Genomic DNA, 23,047 nt, shown 5'->3' with positions numbered 1-23,047 from the left:
GTTGGTTGCAGATGGCTTTTGAGTACCTGAAAACATGTCTACCACCGAACACCCCAGCGACCTGATCCGCGCCCGCGACCTCGAGGGTGTCGACGTCTGGGCGTTGCCCAGCTTCGACCCCGAGCCTGAGCCGGTACCCGAACCTGAGCCCGAGGTCGTCGAAGAGGAAATCGAGGAAGTGCCGCTGGACGAAGTCCAGCCACTGACCCTCGAAGAACTCGAAGCCATCCGTCAGGAGGCCTATAACGAAGGTTTCGCCACCGGTGAGCGCGAAGGTTTCCATAGCACCCAGCTGAAGGTGCGCCAGGAGGCCGAAGTCGCCCTGGCGGCGAAGCTGGCGAGCCTGGAGCAGCTCATGGGCCACCTGCTCGAACCGATCGCCGAGCAGGATACCCAGATCGAGAAAGGCATGGTGCAACTGGTGGCGCACATGGCGCGCCAGGTCATCGGCCGCGAGCTGCGCACCGACTCCAGCCACATCACCCATGTCCTGCGCGAAGCCTTGAAGCTGCTGCCCATGGGCGCCGACAACATCCGCATCCATCTCAACCCCCAGGATTTCGAGCTGGCCAAGGCCCTGCGCGAGCGCCACGAGGAAAACTGGAAGCTGCTCGAGGACGAGGCGCTGTTGCCGGGAGGTTGCCGCATCGAGACTGCCCACAGCCGTATCGACGCGACCATGGAGACGCGAATCGAGAAGGCCGTGGCGCAGCTGTTCGACCAGTCCCACGACCATTCGCTGCATCCTGCCGCGCCGGATATCGCCATCGAGTTCGAGGACCAGCCGGGAGCCGCTGATGCGCCTTGACCGCACCAGCTTCGGCAAGCGCCTCGAGGGTTACGCCGACGCCATACGCTTGCCGGACCAGCCGGTGGTCGAAGGCCGCCTGCTGCGCATGGTCGGGCTGACCCTGGAGGCCGAGGGCCTGCGTGCGGCGGTGGGCAGCCGCTGCCTGGTGATCAACGACGACAGCTATCACCCGGTGCAGGTCGAGGCCGAAGTGATGGGCTTCTCCGGTGACAAGGTGTTCCTCATGCCGGTCGGCAGCATCGCCGGCCTGGCCCCGGGTGCCCGGGTGGTGCCGCTGGATGACAGTGGTCGCCTGCCCATGGGCATGAGCATGCTCGGGCGGGTGCTCGACGGCGCCGGCCGGGCCCTGGATGGCAAGGGTGGGATGAAGGCCGAGGACTGGGTGCCGATGGATGGCCCGGTCATCAATCCGCTCAATCGCGACCCCATCAGCCAGCCACTGGATGTCGGTATTCGCAGCATCAATGGCTTGCTGACGGTCGGGCGTGGCCAGCGTCTTGGTCTGTTCGCCGGCACCGGTGTCGGCAAGTCGGTGCTGCTGGGCATGATGACCCGCTTCACCGAGGCCGAGATCATCGTCGTCGGGCTGATCGGTGAGCGTGGTCGCGAAGTGAAGGAATTCATCGAGCATATTCTCGGTGAAGAGGGGCTCAAGCGTTCGGTGGTGGTCGCGTCGCCTGCGGACGACGCTCCGTTGATGCGGCTGCGCGCGGCAATGTACTGCACGCGGATTGCCGAGTATTTTCGCGACAAGGGCAAGAATGTCCTGTTGCTGATGGACTCCCTGACCCGTTTCGCCCAGGCCCAGCGCGAGATCGCCCTGGCCATCGGCGAGCCGCCCGCCACCCGTGGTTATCCGCCTTCAGTGTTCGCCAAACTGCCCAAGCTGGTGGAGCGGGCGGGTAACGGCGAGCCGGGTGGCGGGTCGATCACGGCGTTCTATACCGTGCTGTCCGAAGGCGACGACCAGCAGGACCCGATCGCCGACTCGGCGCGGGGCGTGCTCGACGGCCACTTCGTGCTGTCGCGGCGCCTGGCCGAGGAAGGGCACTACCCGGCCATCGATATCGAAGCGTCCATCAGCCGGGTCATGCCCCAGGTGGTCGACCCCGACCACCTGCGCCAGGCACAGAAGTTCAAGCAGCTGTGGTCGCGCCTGTCGCAGAGCCGCGACCTGATCAGTGTCGGCGCGTATGTCGCCGGCGGTGACGTGGAGACCGACCTGGCCATCGCCCTGCAGCCCAAGCTGGTGGATTTCCTGCGCCAGGGCTTGGACGAGAATGTCGGCCTGGCCCAGAGCCGCGAAGAGCTGGGCGCGATCTTCGTGCCGCCGGCGGGCTGATAGATCATGGCCCAGCCAAGTCGCGCCGCACGCCTGGTGCCGGTGGTGGAGATGGCCGAAGAGGCCGAGCGCAAGGCTGCCCAGCGAGTGGGGCATTTCCAGCGGCTGGTCAGTGACGCCCAGGTCAAGCTGGCGGAGCTTGAGAGTTTCCGCGAAGCCTATCAGATGCAGTGGATCAGCCGCGGCGGGCAGGGAGTCGACGGCAGCTGGCTGCTGAACTACCAGCGTTTCCTCGCTCAGTTGGAAACCGCGATGACCCAGCAGCGCCAGAGCCTGACCTGGCACCAGAACAACCTCAATAATGCGCGCAACACCTGGCAGCAGGCCTATGCCCGGGTGGAAGGGCTGCGCAAGCTGGTACAGCGCTACCTCGACGAGGCCCGGCGGGCCGAGGACAAGCGCGAGCAGCGCCTGCTCGACGAACTTTCCCAGCGCCTGCCGCGCCAGACCCACCTGTAGGAGCCGGCCTCTCGGCTTGCGGGGTACCGGGCTGGCTGCTAAACCTTCAGATGTTGCATCCGCCATCAACGAAGGAATCGCTGGCATGGCAGTCGAGACTGATTTTTCACAGGACGGGAAACAGCTGACGATCAAGGTCAAGGGTCGTTTCGATTTCGGCAAGCATCAGGAATTCAGGGACGCCTACGAGCGTCGCCAGCCGGACTCGGTGATCGTCGACCTGAAAGAGGCCACCTATCTGGACAGCTCTGCGTTGGGCATGCTGCTGTTGCTGCGTGACCATGTCGGGGGGGGTGAGCCGGATATCCGCGTGGTCCACGCCAGCCCTGACGTTCGCAAGATCCTGGCCATCTCCAATTTCGATAAGCTGTTCGACATCAGTTGAATGCCGTCATGCCTGCCGAACAGGCGTTGACCGTGCTGATCGCCGAGGACGGCGCTGCGGACCGCATGCTGCTGGCGCAGATCGTGCGGCGCCAGGGGCATGAGGTCATCACGGCGGAGAACGGCGAGCAGGCGGTGGCGGTGTTTGCCGCACAGCGGCCGCAATTGGTGTTGCTGGATGCGCTGATGCCGGTGATGGATGGCTTCGAGGCGGCGCGGCAGATCAAGGCACTGGCGGGCGAGGCGTTGGTGCCGATCATCTTCCTCACGTCGCTCAATGAGGAAGAGGGGCTGGTGCGCTGCCTGGAGGCCGGGGGCGACGACTTCATGGCCAAGCCCTACAGCGCGGTGATCCTGGGTGCCAAGATTCGTGCCATGGACCGCTTGCGCCGGTTGCAGGCCGTGGTGCTGGAGCAGCGCGACCAGATCACCCGCCATCACCATCATCTGCTCAACGAGCAGCGGGTGGCCAAGGCCGTGTTCGACAAGGTCGCGCACTCTGGCTGCCTCAATGCATCGAACATCCGCTACCTGCAGTCGCCTTATGCGTTGTTCAACGGCGACCTGCTGCTGGCCGCCTTCACCCCGTCCGGCGATATGCACGTCCTGCTGGGGGACTTCACCGGGCACGGCCTGCCGGCCGCCGTCGGCGCCATGCCCCTGGCGGAAGTCTTCTATGGCATGACGGCCAAGGGCTACGGCCTGGTCGAGACGCTGCGCGAGATGAACGCCAAGCTCAAGCGCATCCTGCCGGTGGACATGTTCTGCTGCGCGCTGTTGCTCAACTTGAGCTTCCAGCGTGGGACGGTGGAGCTCTGGAATGGCGGGATGCCGGATGGCTACCGGCTTTCGGCGCAGGGTGAGGTGCTGGCGGTTTTGCCTTCGCGCCATCTGCCCCTGGGGATCCTGGCGCCTGATCAGTTCGACGACGCCACCGAGGTCATGCCGCTGGCGGTGGGGGAGCGCCTGTTCCTGCTGTCTGACGGCGTGATCGACAGCGGTGACGCGCGGGAGTGCCTGTTCGGGGTGGGGCGACTGCGCCAGGTGCTGGCTGCAAACCGCCAGCCCGCCCAGCTGTTCGATGAGGTCATGCAGGCGCTGGAACGTTTCGGTGGCCAGACCCGGGATGACATCAGCCTGTGCGATATCCGCATGCTGGCGCCTGTGGACGTCGTGCCGCAGGCCGTGGTCTATTCCGACAGCGGGCGCTCTAGCCCGCTGGAGTGGGCATTGAACTTCACGTTGCGTGGCGAGAGCCTCAGGCGGTTCAATCCGGTGCCTTACCTGGTGCAGCTCTTGCAGGAAATACATGGCCTGCGGCCTGTCAGCGGGATGCTGCACAGCGTGTTGAGCGAGTTGTATTCCAATGCCCTGGAGCACGGTGTGCTGGGCTTGGACTCAAGCCTCAAGCGCGACGCGCAGGGCTTCTCCGAGTACTATCGTCAACGTGGCCAGCGCCTGGCGGACGACATCGAGGGTTTTGTCGAAATCGCCTTCTTGGTGGAGCCGCGCGGTGAGGGTGGGCATCTGAGGATCGAGGTTCGCGACAGCGGCGCGGGGTTCGATGTGGGGCGGGTGCTGGCGCAGGCACCGGTCGAGCAGGGGTTCAGCGGGCGAGGGTTGAGCCTGGTCCGCCGCCTGGGCTGTCGTGCTCAGTGGCTCGAAGGCGGGTGTCTGGCGCGGGTGGAGTTCGAGTGGTGAGTCAAAGGTTGGTCCGGGAATGAACCTCGGGCCGAGGTGTTTGCAAGCTTGATCAAGGAGTGAGCAAGTGGTGGACGTGCAGATCGATCACAAGGTGCTCAATGACCTTCGGGAGGTCATGGAGGACGGCTACCCGCAATTGCTGGAAACCTTCCTCGAGGACTCCGAGCGACGTCTCAACCAGCTGCATGAAGCCAAGGACGCCGCTGAGCTCGGGATGGCGGCACACAGCTTCAAGGGCAGCAGCAGCAACATGGGGGCCGTGGGCCTGGCCGCGCTCTGCCAGCAACTGGAGGATCGCGTTCGTCAGGTGCCGCTGTACGGTATCGAAGACCTGATCAATCGCATCGACCGGGAATACCTGGAGGTGCAGCGCTTCTATCGCAGCGAGCGACAACGGATTTCCGCGGGTTAGGAAAGCTGGCGCGAGTTTTGCTTGTCTTTGCCTGGACGTAATTTTCATGTTTCTGGCGCGGAGACTTTTCAATGCCTGTCGCATCCAATCCATTGTTGCAAGCCGGCCTTCTGGGCAAGGCAGCGCGTCCGGCCGCCAGTGTGGCCGACAAACCGCTGCAGGCGGCGGGTGACCAAGGCGCGGGCTTCGATCAGGTCATGGCCCGGCAGGGGCGTGACACGGCCCCGGCACGCGATGACAAGGTTTCCCCCGGCGCTTCGGGGCAAGCCAAACCCAAGGATAAAGTCGACGCCTCCAGCGGCAACAAGGATGGCAATGCCGCGCCTGCGGTTGCCGATGGCGGCAAGAAGTTGCCCGCCACGGACAAGCCGCCCGTTGCCGATGGCAGCGACGAGGCTGCTGACAGCGGTGCTTCCGCGCTCCTGGATGCCAGCCTGGTTGCCGGGCAGGTGACCGACGCCCAGCCTGGCGCCCAGTTGTTGCAGGCCCAGGCCGAGGCGGTTGCGCCGGTGCTGCAGGCTGCGGTCCAGCCGCCATTGCCGCCTGCTCCTGCGGCAGTCCCAAGCCCTGTGGTCGAGGAGCCGCCCGCGCAGGCGGCGTTCGATCCGGAGGGCGACCCGTTGGCCGATATGCCGACGTTGCGCCTGGCGCTCGAGCAGAATGCCCAGGCGCGCGGTACCACCTCCGCGCATGCCGGCAGCGCTCGCGCCGACCAGGGTCAGCAGCCGGCGGAAACCAATCAGGCACCCGTCAATACCTTGGCGAACCTGACCGAGAAGGTCGAGGCCGAGTCGGGTCGATCCGAGCGTGGTGAAAAAGGCTTTGCCGGCTTGCTCGACGACGGCCTCAAGGATCTCAAGAGTGCCAGCAGCGACACGCGGGTGGATGACTTCGCCAATCGCCTGGCCAGCCTCACCCAGGCGGCCACGCCGAAGACGGCCAACGCCGTGCCTGTCACGCCGAGCCCGTTGCAGCAACCCTTGCAGATGAACCAGGGTGCCTGGGCCGAAGGGCTGGTGAACCGGGTCATGTACCTGTCCAGCCAGAACCTCAAGTCGGCCGATATCCAGCTTGAGCCTGCCGAGCTCGGGCGCCTGGATATCCGCGTCAATGTGGCGGCGGACCAGCCCACCCAGATCCACTTCATCAGTGGTCACGCGGGCGTGCGCGATGCCCTGGACAGCCAGGCCCACCGTTTGCGCGAATTGTTCACCCAGCAGGGGTTGGCCCAGCCTGATGTCAGTGTCGCCGACCAGTCCCGCGGTCAGCAGCAACAGCAGCAGGCGCAGCAGGAGGGTTCAAACCTCTCTGGCGTCGCGGCCCGTCGCGCCCAGCGCGGTGAGGGTGAGCCAGGTGAGCTGGCCGACGCCGCCCGTCCGGTGGAGCAGCAGGTCGTCATCGGCGACAGCGTGGTCGACTACTACGCCTGATCCCGCCAGGGGGCTTCTGTGTAGGAGCGGCTTCAGCCGCGATGCAGCCGCTGCGGTGCCCGACACCCGCTGTGCGGGTGATCGCGGCTAAAGCCGCTCCTGCAGACAAATCTGGCATAACACTTGCTCAAGCCACGTCATCCTACTTAGAAACCCTGTTGGACGACGGATTATTGGCATGGCGAAGAGCGACGCAGTGAAAGACCCCGCCACTAAAGGCAAACTCAAGCTGATCCTGCTGCTGGTGCTGGCCTTGCTGCTGGCGGTCGGCCTGTCGGTGGGCGCGACCTGGTTCTTCATGCACAAGAGCGAGTCGGCGCCCGCCGTGGATCCGGCCCAGGCCAACGCCAAGGCGGCGGCGATCTATGAACCCCTGGCGCCGGCCTTCGTGGTCAACTTCAACCAGAACGGGCGCCAGCGCTACATGCAGGTGAGCATCACCATGCAGGGACGTAGCCAGGCAGACCTGGAAGCGTTGAAGGTGCACATGCCGGTCATCCGTAACAACCTGGTCATGATGTTCTCCGGGCAGGGCTTCGACACCCTCGCCAGCAGCCCGGTCGGGCAGGAGATGCTGCGTCAGAAAGCCACCGCGGTGGTTCAGGAAGTGGCGCAGAAAGAAGTCGGCAGGCCGGTCGTCGACCAGCTGCTGTTCACCAATTTCGTATTGCAGTAGGAGCACATAGATGGCCGTGCAGGACCTGCTGTCCCAGGATGAGATCGACGCCCTGCTGCATGGGGTGGACGATGGTCTGGTACAAACCGAGAGCGCTGGCGAGCCCGGCAGCATCAAGAGCTACGACCTGACCAGTCAGGACCGTATCGTGCGGGGTCGCATGCCGACCCTGGAAATGATCAACGAGCGCTTTGCCCGCTACACCCGCATCAGCATGTTCAACCTGCTGCGCCGCTCCGCGGATGTGGCCGTGGGCGGCGTGCAGGTGATGAAGTTCGGCGAGTACGTGCACTCGCTGTACGTGCCCACCAGCCTCAACCTGGTCAAGATCAAGCCGTTGCGCGGTACCGCGCTGTTCATCCTCGACGCCAAGCTGGTGTTCAAGCTGGTGGACAATTTCTTCGGTGGCGACGGCCGCCACGCCAAGATCGAAGGGCGTGAGTTCACTCCCACCGAGTTGCGCGTGGTACGCATGGTGCTGGACCAGTGCTTCGTCGACCTCAAGGAGGCGTGGCAGGCGATCATGCCGGTCAACTTCGAGTACATCAACTCCGAGGTCAACCCGGCCATGGCCAACATCGTCGGCCCCAGCGAAGCGGTGGTGGTCTCCACGTTCCACATCGAGCTCGATGGTGGTGGCGGCGACCTGCACGTGACCATGCCGTACTCGATGATCGAGCCGGTGCGCGAGATGCTCGATGCCGGTTTCCAGTCCGACCTGGACGACCAGGACGAGCGCTGGGTCAAGGCCCTGCGCGAGGACGTGCTGGACGTCGCGGTGCCGATGTCGGCCACCGTTGCCCGTCGCCAGCTCAAGCTGCGCGACATCCTGCACATGCAGCCGGGTGACGTGATCCCGGTGGAGCTGCCCGAGCACCTGGTCCTGCGGGCCAACGGTGTGCCGGCGTTCAAGGCGCGACTGGGTTCGCACAAGGGCACCCTGGCGCTGCAGATCATCGACCCGATCGAACGCCGCTGATGGCGCGTCGGTCGCTCTAAACGTATTGAAAGGTTGTCGAGGAAATCATGGCTAACGAAAACGAGATCAGCTCCCCCGAGGAACAGGCCCTGGCCGATGAGTGGGCTGCGGCCCTCGAAGAAACCGGCGATGCCGGGCAGGCCGATATCGATGCCCTGCTGGGTGGTGACGCCGGTCACGTCGGTGGTGATCGCCTGCCGATGGAAGAGTTCGCAAGCTCGCCCAAGCTCAACGAGAACGTCAGTCTCGAAGGCCCCAATCTGGATGTGATCCTGGATATTCCGGTGAGCATCTCCATGGAAGTGGGCAGTACCGAGATCAACATCCGCAACCTGCTGCAGCTCAACCAGGGCTCGGTGATCGAGCTCGACCGCCTGGCCGGCGAGCCGCTGGACGTGCTGGTCAACGGCACCCTGATCGCCCACGGCGAGGTGGTGGTGGTCAACGAGAAGTTCGGCATTCGCCTGACCGACGTGATCAGCCCCAGCGAACGTATCAAGAAGCTGCGCTGAGTGAAGGGCATGGTGCGGGCCGCCACGGCCTTCGCTGCACTGCTGGCCAGCGAGGCGGTGATCGCCGCCGAGCCCGCCACCCCGGTGGTGCCGGCAGCGCCCTCGGGCAGCGTGAGCGGGCAGTTGGCGCAGATGGTCTTCGGCCTGTTGCTGGTGGTCGGCCTGATCTTCTTCCTGGCCTGGCTGCTGCGGCGCATGCAGGGTACCGCGCAGCGCGGCGCGCCGGTGATCGAGATCGTCGGCAGCCGTGCCATCGGCCCGCGTGACCGGCTGTTGCTGGTGCAGGTCGGCAAGGAGCAGATCCTGATCGGCCATACCCCCGGCAGCATCGAAGCCTTGCACGTGCTCGCCGAGCCGGTCGAGGTGCCCGCCGGCGCGCGCCAGGCAGCGCCGGAATTCGCCCAGCGGCTGCTCGAGCTGATGGGCAAGGATCATAAGGACAAGAAGTGATGATGGGCGCCCTGCGCATGCTGTTGACCCTGGCGCTGCTGCTGGCCGCGCCGCTGGCCCTGGCCGCCGACCCGCTGTCGATTCCGGCCATCACCTTGTCCAGTGGCGCGGACGGGCAGCAGGAGTACTCGGTCAGCCTGCAGATCCTGCTGATCATGACGGCGCTGAGCTTCATTCCGGCGTTCGTCATCCTGATGACCAGCTTCACCCGGATCATCATCGTCTTCTCCATCCTGCGCCAGGCCCTGGGCCTGCAGCAGACGCCGTCGAACCAGGTGCTCACGGGCATGGCGCTGTTCCTGACCATGTTCATCATGGCGCCGGTCTTCGAGCGGGTGAACAAGGATGCCATCCAGCCTTACCTGGCCGAGCAGATGACGGCCCAGCAGGCCATCGACAAGGCCCAGGGGCCGCTCAAGGACTTCATGCTGGCGCAGACCCGGCAGAGCGACCTCGACCTGTTCATGCGCCTGTCCAAGCGCACCGACATCGCCGGGCCCGACCAGGTGCCGCTGACCATCCTGGTGCCGGCGTTCGTCACCTCGGAGCTCAAGACCGCGTTCCAGATCGGCTTCATGATCTTCATCCCGTTCCTGATCATCGACATGGTGGTCGCCAGTGTGCTGATGGCGATGGGTATGATGATGCTGTCGCCGCTGATCATCTCGTTGCCGTTCAAGATCATGCTGTTCGTGCTGGTCGATGGCTGGGCGCTGATCATGGGCACCCTGGCCGGCAGTTTCGGTGGCGTCTGACGCCATCCAGGAGGGTTTTGCATGACACCTGAAGTTGCAGTCGACCTGTTCCGCAACGCCTTGTGGCTGACCACCCTGATGGTGGCCGTGCTGGTTGTGCCGAGCTTGCTGGTGGGCCTGGTGGTGGCCATGTTCCAGGCCGCCACCCAGATCAACGAGCAGACCCTGAGCTTCCTGCCGCGCCTGCTGGTGATGCTGATCACACTGATCGTCGCCGGGCCGTGGCTGGTGCAGAAGTTCATGGAGTACTTCATCGGCTTGTACACCAGCATTCCACAGCTGATCGGTTGATGCTGCGATGCTCGAACTGACCGACACGCAGATCGGTACCTGGGTCGCCACCTTCATCCTGCCGTTGTTCAGGGTGACGGCGTTGTTGATGACCATGCCGATCTTCGGCACAAAAATGCTGCCGGCGCGGGTGCGCCTGTATGCCGCCGTGGCCATCACCGTGGTGATCGTGCCGGGCCTGCCGCCGCTTCCCGAGATCGACCCGCTGAGCCTGCGCGGTGTGCTGCTGTGCGGGGAGCAGATCATCGTCGGTGCGTTGTTCGGTTTCTCCCTGCAGTTGCTGTTCCAGGCCTTCGTGGTGGCGGGTCAGATCGTCGCGGTGCAGATGGGCATGGCCTTCGCGTCGATGGTCGACCCGGCCAACGGCGTCAACGTCGCGGTGGTCAGCCAGTTCATGACCATGCTGGTGAGCGTGCTGTTCCTGGTGATGAACGGCCACCTGGTGGCATTCGAGATCCTCACTGAGAGCTTCACCACCCTACCGGTGGGCAATGCGCTGGTGGTCAATCATTTCTGGGAGATGGCCGGGCGCCTGAGCTGGGTGCTGGGGGCGGGGCTGCTGCTGATCCTGCCGGCGATCGCCGCGCTGCTGGTGGTCAACGTCGCGTTTGGCGTGATGACGCGGGCGGCGCCGCAGTTGAACATCTTTTCCATCGGTTTCCCGCTGACCCTGGTGCTGGGGCTCGGCATCTTCTGGGTCGGCCTGGCCGATATTCTTTCCCATTACCAGGCACTGGCCAGCGAAGCGCTGCAGTGGCTGCGTGAACTGGCACGAGCGCGCTGAGCATGGCGGAGAGCGAAAGCGGTCAGGACAAGACGGAAGAGCCCACCGACAAGCGCAAGCGCGACGCCCGCGAGAAAGGTGAGATCGCCCGGTCCAAGGAGCTGAACACGGTGGCGGTGACGCTTGCGGGTGCTGGCGGGCTGCTGGCGTTCGGTGGGCAGATGGCCGAAACGTTGATGACGCTGATGCGTACCAACTTCACCCTCACCCGTGAGGTGATCGTGGACGAACGCAGCATGGGCGCGTTCCTGCTGGCGTCGGGGAAGATGGCGATCTGGTCGCTGCAGCCGGTGATGATCCTGCTGTTCGTGATTTCCTTTGTCGCGCCCATCGCCCTGGGTGGTTTCCTGTTTTCGGGTAGCCTGCTGCAGCCCAAGTTCAGCCGGATGAACCCGTTGTCGGGGATCAAGCGCATGTTTTCCCTGCATGCGCTGACCGAACTGCTCAAGGCCGTCGCCAAGTTCCTGGTCATCCTGGTGGTTGCGCTGGTGGTCCTGGCCAGTGACCGCCAGGCCTTGCTGTCGATTGCCAACGAGCCTCTGGAGCAGGCGGTCATCCATGCCGTGCAGGTGGTGGGCTGGAGTGCCTTGTGGATGGCGGCCGGTTTGCTGTTGATTGCAGCGGCGGACGTACCGTTCCAGCTTTGGCAGGCGCACAAGAAACTGAAGATGACCAAGCAGGAAGTGCGTGACGAGTACAAGGACTCCGAAGGCAAGCCTGAAGTGAAGCAGCGTATTCGCCAGCTGCAGCGGGAGGCTTCGCAGCGTCGCATGATGGCGGCGGTGCCCGAGGCCGACGTGATCATCACCAACCCGACGCACTATGCGGTGGCGTTGCAGTACGACCCGGAGAAGGGTGGGGCGGCGCCGTTGCTGCTGGCCAAGGGGACCGACTTCCTGGCGCTGAAGATGCGTGAGATTGGGGTCGAGCACAAGGTGCAGATCCTCGAGTCGCCGGCGCTGGCGCGGGCTATCTACTATTCCACCGAGCTGGAAGAGGAGATTCCGGCGGGGTTGTACCTGGCGGTGGCGCAGGTGTTAGCCTATGTGTTCCAGATTCGCCAGTACCGGGCGGGCAAGGGCAAGGCGCCGGAGCCGTTGAAGAAAGATCTGCCGATTCCCGAGGATTTGCGGCGCGATAGCTGAGGTTGGCCGGCTCGGGCACCGCCTGCGCGGTGCATCGCGGATGAATCCGCTCCTACAGGCGGTCGATAAACCGCGTCGTACACACCGGGCAGGCAACCATGGCCAGTCAGGCATAGGCACGTTGCAACCGATGTAGGAGCGGATTCATCCGCGATGCGCCGCGCGGGCGGCGCTCGATCTCAAGATCCCTGCAAAAACATCGCCTGGCTCCTGGCCGCCAACACCCGACTCCAAGCCCCCCGCCCGCAAAATATCCCCACCCCCAAAAAAGTTGGAAGGCTTCTTGCAAAGGCAGCGCCAGGCGCCACGCAGGCGTCAAAGTTTTTGCTTGAAGAGGACTCGCGGTGGATCGCACTCAGTTAATCAGCAACGCCCGCAACAACCTGGCCGGTCTCGGCCGGGGCAACCTCGGCGTGCCGCTGCTGCTGCTGGTGATGCTGGCAATGATGATGTTGCCGATCCCGCCGTTCCTGCTCGACGTCTTCTTCACCTTCAACATCGCCCTGTCGATCGTGGTCCTGCTGGTCTGCGTCTACGCCCTGCGCCCGCTCGACTTCGCCGCCTTCCCCACCATCCTGCTGGTCGCCACGCTGCTGCGCCTGGCGCTGAACGTCGCCTCCACCCGCGTGGTGATGCTCCACGGCCAGGAAGGCCATGGCGCCGCGGGCAAGGTGATCCAGGCCTTCGGCGAGGTGGTGATCGGCGGCAACTATGTCGTGGGTGCGGTGGTGTTCGCCATCCTCATGATCATCAACTTCGTGGTCGTGACCAAGGGTGCCGGGCGTATCTCTGAAGTGAGCGCGCGCTTCACCCTCGACGCCATGCCCGGCAAGCAGATGGCCATCGACGCCGACCTCAACGCCGGCCTGATCGACCAGGCCCAGGCCAAGGCCCGCCGTGCCGAAGTCGCCCAGGAAGCCGAGTTCTACGGCTCGATGGACGGTGCCAGCAAGTTCGTCCGTGGCGACGCCATCGCCGGCCTGCTGATCCTGTTCATCAACCTCATCGGCGGCATGCTCATCGGCATGCTGCAGCACAACATGTCCTTTGCCGATGCCGGCAAGGTCTACGCCCTGTTGACCATCGGTGACGGTTTGGTGGCGCAATTGCCATCACTGCTGCTGTCCACCGCCGCCGCGATCATGGTCACCCGTGCCTCGGGCTCCGAGGACATGGGCAAGCTGATCAACCGGCAGATGTTCGATTCGCCCAAGGCCCTGGCGGTGTCCGCCGGCCTGATGATCGTCATGGGCCTGGTGCCGGGCATGCCGCACATTGCCTTCCTCAGCCTTGGCCTGCTGGCTGCCGGTGGCGCCTACCTGGTGTGGAAGAAGCAGCAGAAGGCCAAGGTCGAGGCCGCTCAGGAGCTTCAGCGTCAGCAAGACTTGCTGCCATCGCCGCAGCGCGCGCTGGAAACCAAGGAGCTGGGCTGGGATGACGTCACCCCCATCGACATGATCGGCCTGGAAGTGGGCTATCGCTTGATTCCGCTGGTCGACCGCAACCAGGGTGGCCAATTGCTGGCGCGAATCAAAGGGGTGCGCAAGAAGCTTTCGCAAGACCTGGGCTTCCTCATGCCCACCGTGCACATCCGCGACAACCTCGACTTGCAACCCAGCGCCTATCGGCTGACGCTGATGGGGGTGATCCTCGCCGAGGCGGAGATCTACCCCGACCGCGAGCTGGCGATCAACCCCGGGCAGGTGTTCGGTTCCCTCAACGGTATTGCCGCCCGCGATCCGGCGTTCGGCCTGGAAGCGGTATGGATCGATATCGCCCAGCGTGCGCAGGCGCAGTCGCTGGGCTATACGGTGGTGGATGCCAGCACGGTGGTCGCCACGCACTTGAACCAGATCCTGCAGAAGCACTGCCATGAGCTGATCGGCCACGAGGAAGTCCAGCAGCTGCTGCAGGTGCTGGCCAAGGTCTCGCCGAAACTGGCTGAAGAGGTGGTGCCGGGTGTCATTTCCTTGTCGGGCCTGCTCAAGGTCCTGCAGGCGTTGCTTGCCGAGCAAGTGCCGGTGCGTGACATCCGCAGCATTGCCGAAGCCATCGCCAACAACGCAGCGAAGAGTCAAGATACCGCCGCGCTGGTGGCGGTGGTGCGGGTCGGATTGTGTCGCGCCATCGTGCAAAGCATTGTCGGCGTTGAGTCCGAGCTGCCTGTGATCACCCTTGAGCCAAGGTTGGAACAGATCTTGCTCAATAGTCTGCAAAGGGCCGGGCAGGGTCAGGAAGATGGTGTTCTTCTTGAACCCAGCATGGCCGAAAAGCTTCAGCGTTCGTTGATCGAGGCAGCCCAGCGTCAGGAAATGCAGGGCCAGCCGGCCATCCTCCTGGTGGCCGGCCCGATCCGGGCCATGCTGTCGCGCTTCGGCCGCCTGGCTGTACCGAATTTGCATGTTTTGGCGTATCAGGAAATACCTGACAACAAGCAAGTCACCATCGTTGCCACCGTGGGCCCAAATGGCTGAGGTAGTGGGTTATGCAAGTTAAGCGTTTTTTCGCCGCCGATATGCGTCAGGCCATGAAGCTGGTCCGGGATGAGCTCGGCTCCGACGCCGCCATCATCGGCAACCGGCGCATCGCTGGCGGTGTCGAGTTGACGGCCGCGCTGGACTACAAGCTGTCCGCCCTGGCCCCCCGCGTACCCAACGCCGAGCTCGAGGACGAGTTGCGCAAGACGCAGTCGCGCATCGTCACCGCCCAGGCGCAAATCAATGACCGCAGTGAGCTGGGCGAGGGTAATCGCCAGCTGTTCGCCGGCCAGTCGCTGACGGCCTCCGAGCCGCTGGTCGAGCCTCATGTCGATGAGCCGGCGCCAGTCGCCGCGCCCGCGCAGCCGGCGGTGGACCCGCGCCTGTTCGACGCCATGCGCTTCGAGCTGACCGGCCTGCGCGAGCTGCTTGAAGTGCAACTCGGCTCGCTGGCCTGGAGCCAGCTGCAAGGCAGCAAGCCACAACAGGCCAATCTCTGGCGTCGCTTGCAGCGCCTGGGCCTGTCCGGTGGCCTGGCGCGCGAACTGCTCGAGCTCACGGCGGAAATCGAAGAACCGCGCCAAGCCTGGCGCATGGTCCTGGCGCACCTGGCGCGGATGATCGACGTGCCCGAGATCGAGCCGATCGAGGAGGGCGGGGTGATCGCCATGGTCGGCCCGGCCGGCATGGGCAAGACCACCACGCTGGCCAAGCTGGCCGCCCGCTATGTACTCAAGTACGGCGCGAACAACCTGGCGCTGGTCAGCATGGACAGCTATCGCATCGGTGCCCAGGAGCAGCTCAAGACCCTTGGGCGCATCCTCAACGTGCCGGTCACCTACGTCGACCCGGGCGAGTCGCTGGCCCAGGCCCTCGAACCCCTGCTGCGCAAGCGCGTGGTGCTGATCGACACCGCTGGCCTGCAGGCCAGCGACCCGGCGCTGCGCATGCAGCTGGAGACACTGGCCGGGCGCGGCATCGCCGCCAAGAACTACCTGGTGCTGGCAACCACCAGCCAGAAGCAGGTGCTCACCGCCGCCTACCACAGCTACAAGCGCTGCGGCCTGGCCGGTTGCATCCTGACCAAGCTCGATGAAACGGCTTGCCTCGGCGAAGTGCTGAGCCTGGCCATCAGTCATGAATTGCCGGTGGCCTACCTGACCGACGGGCCGCGCATTCCTGACGACCTGCAATTGCCGCGCAAGCACCAGCTGGTGAGCCGCGCGGTAAGCGTACAGATGCAGGACGAGCCCAGCGAAGAGGCCATGGCCGACATGTTCGCTGATCTCTACCACAACCCCGGCAAGCGAGCGGGTTGAGGGTGAATACTGTGCAACGTACCTACATCATGGGGTTGCCCGGCCTGTCCGTGGCCTTGAGCGTTCAGCCCCTCATGTGGCCTGGGTCCAAGCGAGACAAGGTAAAGAACAGACATGGGTAGCATGCATCCCGTACAGGTGATCGCCGTGACCGGTGGCAAAGGTGGCGTCGGCAAGACTAACGTTTCAGTGAACCTGTCCCTGGCACTGGCCGAACTCGGCCGTCGGGTCATGCTGCTGGACGCCGACCTGGGCCTGGCCAATGTCGACGTTCTGCTGGGCCTGACGCCCAAGCACACCCTGGCCGACGTCATCGAAGGGCGCTGCGAGCTGCGCGACGTGCTGCTGCAGGGGCCGGGCGGTGTGCGCATCGTGCCGGCCGCTTCCGGCACCCAGAGCATGGTGCACCTGGCGCCGGCCCAGCATGCTGGCCTGATCCAGGCGTTCAGCGAGATCGGCGACAACCTCGACGTGCTGGTGATCGACACCGCTGCGGGTATTGGTGACTCGGTAGTCAGTTTTGTCCGCGCCGCGCAGGAAGTGCTGCTGGTGGTCTGCGACGAGCCTACCTCGATCACCGACGCCTACGCCCTGATCAAACTGCTCAACCGCGATTACGGCATGAATCGTTTCCGCGTGCTGGCCAACATGGCGCAGAGCCCGCAGGAAGGGCGCAACCTGTTTGCCAAATTGACCAAGGTCACGGATCGCTTCCTCGACGTCGCCCTACAATACGTCGGCGCCGTGCCTTACGACGAATGTGTGCGCAAGGCGGTGCAGAAGCAGCGGGCGGTCTACGAGGCCTTCCCACGGTCCAAGTGCGCGCTGGCCTTCAAGGCCATTGCGCAGAAGGTCGATAGCTGGCCGCTGCCTGCCAACCCGCGCGGACACCTGGAGTTTTTCGTCGAGCGTCTGGTGCAGCCCACCAGCGCGGGGCCAGTGCTATGAACGCGAGCGGTTTCAAGATGTACAGCAAGGCGGCGAAAGACGCCCAGTACGAGCTGGTCGAACGCTACGCGCCGCTGGTCAAGCGCATCGCCTACCACCTGCTGGCACGCCTGCCGGCCAACGTGCAGGTCGAGGACCTGATCCAGGCCGGCATGATCGGCTTGCTGGAAGTCGCCAACAAATACGACGCCAGCAAGGGCGCGAGCTTCGAAACCTATGCCGGTATCCGCATCCGCGGCGCCATGCTCGACGAGGTGCGCAAGGGGGACTGGGCACCACGCTCGGTGCACCGCAACACGCGCATGGTCAGTGACGCAATTCGCTCGGTTGAAGCAAGAACCGGTCGCGACGCTAAAGATCACGAGGTTGCTGCCGAACTCCAATTGAGTCTCGATGATTACTACGGGATTCTGAATGACACCTTGGGCAGCCGCCTGTTCAGTTTCGACGACCTGCTGCAGGACGGCGAACACGAAGGGCTGCACGAGGACGGAGCCAGCGGCCAGCTGGAGCCATCGCGGGACCTGGAGGACGAGCGCTTCCAGTCCGCCCTGGCCGATGCGATCGCCAACCTGCCGGAGCGCGAGCGCCTGGTCCTGGCGCTGTACTACGACGAAGAGCTGAACCTCAAGGAAATCGGCGAGGTGCTGGGGGTCAGCGAGTCGCGTGTCAGCCAGTTGCACAGCCAGTGTGCGGCACGTCTGCGCAGCCGGTTGGGTGAGTGGCGGGCGCGTTGAACCCAGGTTCGATGCAGTCGTTTTTTTTGTGGTGCCGAATTGATTGACTGCGCGCTCGGCGCCGAGCGCGTTTAAGACTGCTTGGAGGTCTAATTGAACAAAGACATGAAAATCCTCATCGTTGACGACTTTTCGACGATGCGGCGGATCATCAAGAACCTGTTGCGTGACCTGGGCTTCACCAACACCGAGGAGGCCGACGATGGCACCACGGCGCTGCCGATGCTGGAGAACGGTCACTACGACTTCCTGGTGACCGACTGGAACATGCCGGGCATGTCCGGTATCGACCTGCTGCGCAAGGTGCGGGCACACGACCGCCTCAAGGGGATGCCGGTGCTGATGGTGACCGCCGAAGCCAAGCGCGACCAGATCATCGAAGCGGCCCAGGCCGGGGTCAACGGCTATGTGGTCAAGCCATTCACCGCCCAGGTGCTCAAAGAAAAGATCGAGAAGATCTTCGAACGCGTCAACGGCTGAGTCACGTCAGGGGGCGCCATGGAGTCACAGAACAACTCTCTGGGTGAGTTCGAATCAACCCTGAAGAAGCATGCCCAGGAACTGGTCGAGAGCCTCGAGCGCGGCCGGTTCGGCGAGGCGGTGCAGCTGATTCACCAGCTGAACCAGACCCGCGACCGTGGCCTGTATCAGGAAGTCGGCAAGCTCACCCGTGAACTGCACAGTGCGATCGTCAGCTTCCAGATCGACCCGGCCATGCCGCAGGCCGAGGAAGTCTCGCAGATCACCGATGCCACCGAGCGCCTCTCCTACGTGGTGCGCCTCACCGAGGGCGCGGCCAACCGCACCATGGACCTGGTGGAGGAGAGCACGCCCGTGCTCAACGACCTCGCGAGCGAGGCCCAGGACCTGTCCGCCGACTGGCAACGCTTCATGCGCCGCGAGGTGGCGGCGCCGGAATTCCGTGAGCTGGTCAAGCGCGTCGACAGTTTCCTGACGCACAGCGCCGAAGGCAATCGCAAGGTCGCCGGCCACCTCAACGACATTCTGCTGGCCCAGGACTATCAAGACCTGACCGGGCAGGTGATCAAGCGGGTGACCACGCTGGTCACCGAAGTCGAAAGCAATCTGCTCAAGCTCGTGCTGATGGCAAGCCAGGTCGACCGCTTTGCCGGTATCGAACATGACCACCAGCAGCTGCGTGCTGAAAAAGATCAAGAAAAACATCCGACTCGGGGTGAAGGTCCGCAGATTCATGCCGATAAGCGTGAAGACGTCGTGTCCGGTCAGGACGATGTCGACGATCTGCTATCCAGCCTGGGTTTTTAAGGAGCACGTTTAATGAGCTTCGGCGCCGATGAAGAAATCCTTCAGGATTTCCTGGTAGAAGCCGGCGAAATCCTCGAGCTACTGTCCGAGCAACTGGTCGAGCTGGAAAGCCGGCCCGATGACGCGGACCTGCTCAATGCGATTTTCCGCGGTTTCCACACTGTAAAAGGGGGCGCCGGCTTCCTTCAGCTCAACGAGCTGGTGGAGTGCTGCCATATCGCCGAGAACGTGTTCGACATCCTGCGCAAAGGTGAGCGCCGGGTCGACGCGGAACTGATGGACGTGGTGCTCGAGGCCCTCGACACGGTCAACAGCATGTTCAGCCAGGTCCGCGAGCGTTCGGACATCACCCCGGCCACGCCGGAACTGCTGGCGGCACTGTCGCGCCTGGCCGAGCCAGGTGGCGCGCCCGCCCCGGCGCCGGTCGTCGAGGCCGCCCCGCAAGCCGAAGCCGAGCCGGACATCACCGACACCGAATTCGAGCAACTGCTCGACTCGCTCGATGCGGTCAAGGCGCAAGCCGAGGTCCATGAGCAACTGCAGGGCGAAGCGGTCGGTACCGGCGGTGACGAGATCACTGACGCCGAGTTCGAGTCGCTGCTCGACCAGTTGCATGGCAAGGGCCAGTTCTCGGCGGAAGCCGCGTCGAGCGCGCCTGCGCCTGCCGCTGCACCTGCCAGCGACGAAATCACCGACGACGAATTCGAGTCGCTGCTCGACCAGTTGCACGGCAAGGGCACCTTCGCCGTGGACGCCTTGCCGGCTGCCGCCGCGCCTGCGGCTTCGGCCGCGCCGGCCAGCGATGACATCAGCGAACACGAATTCGAAGCGTTGCTGGACCAGTTGCACGGCAAGGGCAAATTCTCGGGCGACGCCGTCGCCAGTGAAGCGCCTGCCGCTACCATAGCCGCGCCTGCCGCCACTAAGGTGGAAGCCAAGCCTGTGGCCAAGCCGGCGCCGGTTGCAGCCCCTGCTGCTGCCGCCAAGCCGGCCGCCCCGGCCGCGCCAGCCGCCCCAGCCCGTGCCGCCGCACCCGCCGCCGAAAAGCACGGTGCCAGCGAAGCGGAAACCACGGTGCGGGTCGATACCGCGCGCCTGGACGAGATCATGAACATGGTCGGCGAACTGGTGCTGGTGCGTAACCGCCTGGTGCGCCTGGGGCTCAACAGCGGCGACGAAGCCATGTCCAAGGCTGTGTCCAACCTCGACGTGGTCACCGCCGACCTGCAGACCGCGGTCATGAAGACCCGCATGCAGCCGATCAAGAAGGTCTTCGGGCGCTTCCCGCGCCTGGTTCGCGACCTGGCCCGCCAGTTGAAGAAAGAGATCAACCTGGAGCTGGTCGGCGAAGAGACCGACCTGGACAAGAACCTGGTCGAGGCGCTGGCCGACCCGTTGGTGCACTTGGTGCGCAACGCCGTCGACCATGGCGTCGAGATGCCGGACGAGCGCGAAGCTTCGGGCAAGTCGCGCATGGGCCGGGTGGTGCTGTCCGCCGAACAGGAAGGCGACCATATCCTGCTGTCGATCTCCGACGACGGCAAGGGCATGGACCCGAGCATCCTGCGCGCCAAGGCCGTGGAAAAGGGCCTGATGGACAAGGATGCGGCCGACCGCCTGAGCGAGTCGGACTGCTACAACCTGATCTTCGCCCCGGGCTTCTCGACCAAGACCGAGATTTCCGACGTGTCCGGCCGCGGCGTGGGCATGGACGTGGTGAAGACCAAGATCTCGCAACTCAACGGCTCGATCAACATCTTCTCGGCCAAGGGCCAGGGCTCGAAGATCGTCATCAAGGTGCCGCTGACCCTGGCGATCATGCCGACGCTGATGGTGATGCTGGCCAACCAGGCGTTCGCCTTCCCGCTGGTCAACGTCAACGAGATCTTCCACCTCGACCTGTCGCGCACCAATGTGGTCGACGGCCAGGAAGTGGTGATCGTGCGCGACAAGGCGCTGCCGCTGTTCTACCTCAAGCGCTGGCTGGTCCAGGACCACGAGCACGAAGAGCAGCATGAAGGTCACGTGGTGATCCTGTCGGTCGGCACCCAGCGCATCGGTTTCGTGGTCGACCAACTGGTCGGCCAGGAAGAAGTAGTGATCAAACCGTTGGGCAAGATGCTGCAGGGCACGCCAGGCATGTCCGGCGCGACCATCACCGGCGACGGTCGTATCGCGCTGATCCTCGACGTTCCGAGCATGCTCAAGCGTTACGCCGCCCGGCGTATTTGATTTCGGTGGCGCGCCCTGGCGGGTGCGCCACCTAATGGAGTGTTTATGGCAGTCAAGGTCCTGGTGGTGGATGATTCCGGTTTCTTCCGCCGCCGTGTCTCGGAAATTCTCTCGGCGGACCCGACGATCCAGGTCGTGGGTACCGCGACCAACGGCAAGGAAGCGATCGACCAGGCGCTGGCGCTCAAACCCGATGTCATCACCATGGACTATGAAATGCCCATGATGGATGGCATCACCGCGGTGCGGCACATCATGCAACGCTGCCCGACGCCGGTCCTGATGTTCTCCTCGCTGACCCACGAAGGCGCCCGCGTCACCCTCGACGCCCTGGATGCCGGCGCGGTCGACTACCTGCCGAAGAACTTCGAGGATATCTCGCGCAATCCGGAGAAGGTCAAGCAGCTGCTGTGTGAAAAGGTTCACACCATTTCCCGCAGCAACCGTCGCTTCAGTGCCTATTCCAGCCCGGCGCCCGCCGCCGCGCCGGCACCGGCCAGCAGCCATGCCCCGGCCAGCAGTTTCAGCAGCAGCGCCCCTGTGCGCGCTGCCGTCCCGGCCCGTGCCGCAGCCCCGGCCGCCGCGCATTCGCCGGCGCCCAAGCGCAAGCCGTACAAGCTGGTCGCCATCGGCACGTCCACCGGTGGCCCGGTGGCGCTGCAACGCGTGCTCACCCAACTGCCCGCCGGCTTCCCGGCGCCGATCGTGCTCATCCAGCACATGCCAGCGGCTTTCACCAAGGCCTTCGCCGAGCGCCTGGACAAGCTGTGCAAGATCAGCGTCAAGGAGGCCGAGGACGGCGACGTGTTGCGCCCAGGCCTGGCGCTGCTGGCCCCGGGTGGCAAGCAGATGATGGTCGACGGCCGTGGCACGGTGAAGATCCTGCCGGGTGACGAGCGCCTGAACTACAAACCTTGTGTCGACATCACTTTCGGTTCCGCCGCCAAATCCTATGGCGACAAGGTGCTGTCGGTGGTCCTCACCGGCATGGGCGCCGATGGCCGCGAAGGCGCGCGCCTGCTCAAGCAGGGCGGCAGCACCGTGTGGGCACAGGATGAAGCCAGCTGCGTGATCTATGGCATGCCCATGGCCATCGTCAAGGCCAACCTGGCCGATGCCGTGTACAGCCTGGACGAGATCGGCAAGCACCTGGTCGAGGCGTGCGTCTGATGGATGTCTTGAGCCTGATCGGCCTGATCCTCGCGTTCGTCGCCATCGTCGGCGGCAACTTCCTCGAGGGTGGCCACGCCGGTGCCTTGATCAACGGCCCGGCAGCCCTGATCGTGCTGGGCGGCACACTGGCCGCGGCGTTGCTGCAGTCGCCGCTGTCGTCGTTCAAGCGCGCGCTGCAGATCGTGCGCTGGATCTTCTTCCCGCCACGGGTCGACCTCGCCGGCGGCATCGACCGCGTGGTGAACTGGAGCCTGACGGCGCGCAAGGAAGGCCTGCTGGGCCTGGAAGGCGTCGCCGATGCCGAGCCTGATCCGTATGCGCGCAAGGGCCTGCAACTGCTGGTGGACGGTGCCGAGCCGGAAGCCATCCGCAGCATCCTCGAAGTCGACTTCCTGACCCAGGAAGCCCGAGACATCCAGGCGGCCAAGGTGTTCGAGAGCATGGGCGGCTATGCGCCGACCATCGGTATCATCGGTGCGGTGATGGGCCTGATCCATGTGATGGGCAACCTGGCCGACCCTTCGCAGCTGGGCAACGGCATCGCCGTGGCCTTCGTCGCCACCATCTACGGTGTGGCCAGCGCCAACCTGATCCTGTTGCCGATCGCCAACAAGCTCAAGGCGGTCACCCTGCGCCAGTCGCGTTACCGTGAGATGCTGCTCGAAGGCCTGCTGTCGATCGCCGAAGGCGAGAACCCGCGCTCGATCGAGCTGAAGCTGCAAGGCTTCATGGAGTAAGCC

24 protein-coding genes are annotated in these 23,047 nt (G+C 64.4%); all 24 read left to right on the top strand.

The features are described 5' to 3' along the window. Positions 1-34: 34 nt before the first annotated feature. The 24 genes from fliH to JYG34_RS18010 all read left to right on the top strand — a co-directional run bounded on the left by fliH (position 35) and on the right by JYG34_RS18010 (position 23,044). Positions 35-808, top strand: a complete 774-nt coding sequence (fliH, locus tag JYG34_RS18125) for a flagellar assembly protein FliH (protein ID WP_213657719.1) — start codon at positions 35-37, stop codon at positions 806-808. Then, positions 798-2,153: a flagellar protein export ATPase FliI gene (fliI, locus tag JYG34_RS18120; RefSeq protein ID WP_213657718.1), complete on the top strand. Its 1,356-nt coding sequence runs from the start codon at positions 798-800 to the stop codon at positions 2,151-2,153. Before fliH ends, fliI begins: the two co-directional genes overlap by 11 nt. 6 nt (positions 2,154-2,159) lie before the next feature. Next, positions 2,160-2,612, top strand: coding sequence for a flagellar export protein FliJ (gene fliJ, locus JYG34_RS18115; protein ID WP_213657717.1), 453 nt, complete (start codon positions 2,160-2,162; stop codon positions 2,610-2,612). An 85-nt stretch (positions 2,613-2,697) separates the two neighbouring features. Further along, complete coding sequence (locus JYG34_RS18110; RefSeq protein WP_213657716.1) at positions 2,698-2,997, top strand: STAS domain-containing protein; 300 nt, start codon at positions 2,698-2,700, stop codon at positions 2,995-2,997. A gap of 8 nt (positions 2,998-3,005) precedes the next feature. Next, entirely contained in the window at positions 3,006-4,697 is a 1,692-nt protein-coding gene (locus tag JYG34_RS18105) for a fused response regulator/phosphatase (RefSeq protein ID WP_213657715.1), read from the top strand. A gap of 67 nt (positions 4,698-4,764) precedes the next feature. Beyond that, the gene (locus JYG34_RS18100) at positions 4,765-5,112 is read left to right on the top strand and encodes an Hpt domain-containing protein (RefSeq protein ID WP_283811767.1); all 348 of its coding nucleotides are present in this window, start codon (positions 4,765-4,767) and stop codon (positions 5,110-5,112) included. Between the two features lie 71 nt (positions 5,113-5,183). Continuing rightward, on the top strand, positions 5,184-6,542 hold the full coding sequence (locus tag JYG34_RS18095; RefSeq protein ID WP_213657714.1) for a flagellar hook-length control protein FliK: 1,359 nt from the start codon (positions 5,184-5,186) through the stop codon (positions 6,540-6,542). 178 nt (positions 6,543-6,720) lie between these two features. Next, entirely contained in the window at positions 6,721-7,218 is a 498-nt protein-coding gene (fliL, locus tag JYG34_RS18090; RefSeq protein ID WP_213657713.1) for a flagellar basal body-associated protein FliL, read from the top strand. Between the two features lie 10 nt (positions 7,219-7,228). Continuing rightward, entirely contained in the window at positions 7,229-8,197 is a 969-nt protein-coding gene (fliM, locus tag JYG34_RS18085; protein ID WP_011534899.1) for a flagellar motor switch protein FliM, read from the top strand. A gap of 47 nt (positions 8,198-8,244) precedes the next feature. Beyond that, on the top strand, positions 8,245-8,709 hold the full coding sequence (gene fliN / locus JYG34_RS18080) for a flagellar motor switch protein FliN (RefSeq protein WP_213657712.1): 465 nt from the start codon (positions 8,245-8,247) through the stop codon (positions 8,707-8,709). Then, positions 8,710-9,159 carry a flagellar biosynthetic protein FliO gene (gene fliO / locus JYG34_RS18075; RefSeq protein WP_213657711.1) on the top strand — a complete coding sequence of 150 codons (450 nt, stop codon included), beginning with the start codon at positions 8,710-8,712 and terminating at the stop codon, positions 9,157-9,159. Between the two features lie 2 nt (positions 9,160-9,161). Further along, a complete protein-coding gene (gene fliP / locus JYG34_RS18070) occupies positions 9,162-9,914 on the top strand; it encodes a flagellar type III secretion system pore protein FliP (RefSeq protein ID WP_213661214.1) in 753 nt (250 codons plus the stop codon). A gap of 21 nt (positions 9,915-9,935) precedes the next feature. Continuing rightward, on the top strand, positions 9,936-10,205 hold the full coding sequence (gene fliQ / locus JYG34_RS18065) for a flagellar biosynthesis protein FliQ (RefSeq protein ID WP_011534895.1): 270 nt from the start codon (positions 9,936-9,938) through the stop codon (positions 10,203-10,205). 7 nt (positions 10,206-10,212) lie between these two features. Next, positions 10,213-10,989, top strand: coding sequence for a flagellar biosynthetic protein FliR (fliR, locus tag JYG34_RS18060; protein ID WP_011534894.1), 777 nt, complete (start codon positions 10,213-10,215; stop codon positions 10,987-10,989). Positions 10,990-10,991: 2 nt separating this feature from the next. Continuing rightward, positions 10,992-12,134, top strand: a complete 1,143-nt coding sequence (flhB, locus tag JYG34_RS18055) for a flagellar biosynthesis protein FlhB (protein WP_213657710.1) — start codon at positions 10,992-10,994, stop codon at positions 12,132-12,134. Between the two features lie 344 nt (positions 12,135-12,478). Then, positions 12,479-14,608 carry a flagellar biosynthesis protein FlhA gene (flhA, locus tag JYG34_RS18050; protein WP_213657709.1) on the top strand — a complete coding sequence of 710 codons (2,130 nt, stop codon included), beginning with the start codon at positions 12,479-12,481 and terminating at the stop codon, positions 14,606-14,608. Between the two features lie 11 nt (positions 14,609-14,619). Then, entirely contained in the window at positions 14,620-15,930 is a 1,311-nt protein-coding gene (flhF, locus tag JYG34_RS18045; protein WP_213657708.1) for a flagellar biosynthesis protein FlhF, read from the top strand. Positions 15,931-16,044: 114 nt separating this feature from the next. Continuing rightward, the gene (gene fleN / locus JYG34_RS18040; protein WP_011534890.1) at positions 16,045-16,878 is read left to right on the top strand and encodes a flagellar synthesis regulator FleN; all 834 of its coding nucleotides are present in this window, start codon (positions 16,045-16,047) and stop codon (positions 16,876-16,878) included. Next, complete coding sequence (gene fliA / locus JYG34_RS18035) at positions 16,875-17,615, top strand: RNA polymerase sigma factor FliA (RefSeq protein WP_011534889.1); 741 nt, start codon at positions 16,875-16,877, stop codon at positions 17,613-17,615. Before fleN ends, fliA begins: the two co-directional genes overlap by 4 nt. Before the next feature lie 105 nt (positions 17,616-17,720). Further along, positions 17,721-18,095, top strand: coding sequence for a chemotaxis response regulator CheY (locus JYG34_RS18030; protein ID WP_011534888.1), 375 nt, complete (start codon positions 17,721-17,723; stop codon positions 18,093-18,095). Between the two features lie 18 nt (positions 18,096-18,113). After that, positions 18,114-18,902, top strand: coding sequence for a protein phosphatase CheZ (locus JYG34_RS18025; RefSeq protein ID WP_011534887.1), 789 nt, complete (start codon positions 18,114-18,116; stop codon positions 18,900-18,902). A gap of 12 nt (positions 18,903-18,914) precedes the next feature. After that, positions 18,915-21,134 carry a chemotaxis protein CheA gene (locus JYG34_RS18020; protein ID WP_213657707.1) on the top strand — a complete coding sequence of 740 codons (2,220 nt, stop codon included), beginning with the start codon at positions 18,915-18,917 and terminating at the stop codon, positions 21,132-21,134. Positions 21,135-21,179: 45 nt separating this feature from the next. Next, on the top strand, positions 21,180-22,304 hold the full coding sequence (locus JYG34_RS18015; protein WP_213657706.1) for a protein-glutamate methylesterase/protein-glutamine glutaminase: 1,125 nt from the start codon (positions 21,180-21,182) through the stop codon (positions 22,302-22,304). Further along, positions 22,304-23,044, top strand: coding sequence for a flagellar motor protein (locus JYG34_RS18010; protein ID WP_011534884.1), 741 nt, complete (start codon positions 22,304-22,306; stop codon positions 23,042-23,044). Before JYG34_RS18015 ends, JYG34_RS18010 begins: the two co-directional genes overlap by 1 nt. The last annotated feature ends 3 nt before the right edge of the window (positions 23,045-23,047 follow it).

This window comes from Pseudomonas entomophila, assembly GCF_018417595.1.
Lineage (GTDB): Bacteria > Pseudomonadota > Gammaproteobacteria > Pseudomonadales > Pseudomonadaceae > Aquipseudomonas > Aquipseudomonas entomophila_C.
This window is presented reverse-complemented; position numbering and strand designations above follow the sequence as displayed.

Bases quoted from the DNA above. Each gene is read 5' to 3' on its own strand.
- fliH (WP_213657719.1), top strand. From the start codon at position 35: ATGTCTACCACCGAACACCCCAGCGACCTGATCCGCGCCCGCGACCTC.
- fliI (WP_213657718.1), top strand. From the start codon at position 798: ATGCGCCTTGACCGCACCAGCTTCGGCAAGCGCCTCGAGGGTTACGCC.
- fliJ (WP_213657717.1), top strand. From the start codon at position 2,160: ATGGCCCAGCCAAGTCGCGCCGCACGCCTGGTGCCGGTGGTGGAGATG.
- JYG34_RS18110 (WP_213657716.1), top strand. From the start codon at position 2,698: ATGGCAGTCGAGACTGATTTTTCACAGGACGGGAAACAGCTGACGATC.
- JYG34_RS18105 (WP_213657715.1), top strand. From the start codon at position 3,006: ATGCCTGCCGAACAGGCGTTGACCGTGCTGATCGCCGAGGACGGCGCT.
- JYG34_RS18095 (WP_213657714.1), top strand. From the start codon at position 5,184: ATGCCTGTCGCATCCAATCCATTGTTGCAAGCCGGCCTTCTGGGCAAG.
- fliL (WP_213657713.1), top strand. From the start codon at position 6,721: ATGGCGAAGAGCGACGCAGTGAAAGACCCCGCCACTAAAGGCAAACTC.
- fliM (WP_011534899.1), top strand. From the start codon at position 7,229: ATGGCCGTGCAGGACCTGCTGTCCCAGGATGAGATCGACGCCCTGCTG.
- fliN (WP_213657712.1), top strand. From the start codon at position 8,245: ATGGCTAACGAAAACGAGATCAGCTCCCCCGAGGAACAGGCCCTGGCC.
- fliP (WP_213661214.1), top strand. From the start codon at position 9,162: ATGGGCGCCCTGCGCATGCTGTTGACCCTGGCGCTGCTGCTGGCCGCG.
- fliQ (WP_011534895.1), top strand. From the start codon at position 9,936: ATGACACCTGAAGTTGCAGTCGACCTGTTCCGCAACGCCTTGTGGCTG.
- fliR (WP_011534894.1), top strand. From the start codon at position 10,213: ATGCTCGAACTGACCGACACGCAGATCGGTACCTGGGTCGCCACCTTC.
- flhB (WP_213657710.1), top strand. From the start codon at position 10,992: ATGGCGGAGAGCGAAAGCGGTCAGGACAAGACGGAAGAGCCCACCGAC.
- flhF (WP_213657708.1), top strand. From the start codon at position 14,620: ATGCAAGTTAAGCGTTTTTTCGCCGCCGATATGCGTCAGGCCATGAAG.
- fleN (WP_011534890.1), top strand. From the start codon at position 16,045: ATGGGTAGCATGCATCCCGTACAGGTGATCGCCGTGACCGGTGGCAAA.
- fliA (WP_011534889.1), top strand. From the start codon at position 16,875: ATGAACGCGAGCGGTTTCAAGATGTACAGCAAGGCGGCGAAAGACGCC.
- JYG34_RS18030 (WP_011534888.1), top strand. From the start codon at position 17,721: ATGAAAATCCTCATCGTTGACGACTTTTCGACGATGCGGCGGATCATC.
- JYG34_RS18025 (WP_011534887.1), top strand. From the start codon at position 18,114: ATGGAGTCACAGAACAACTCTCTGGGTGAGTTCGAATCAACCCTGAAG.
- JYG34_RS18020 (WP_213657707.1), top strand. From the start codon at position 18,915: ATGAGCTTCGGCGCCGATGAAGAAATCCTTCAGGATTTCCTGGTAGAA.
- JYG34_RS18015 (WP_213657706.1), top strand. From the start codon at position 21,180: ATGGCAGTCAAGGTCCTGGTGGTGGATGATTCCGGTTTCTTCCGCCGC.
- JYG34_RS18010 (WP_011534884.1), top strand. From the start codon at position 22,304: ATGGATGTCTTGAGCCTGATCGGCCTGATCCTCGCGTTCGTCGCCATC.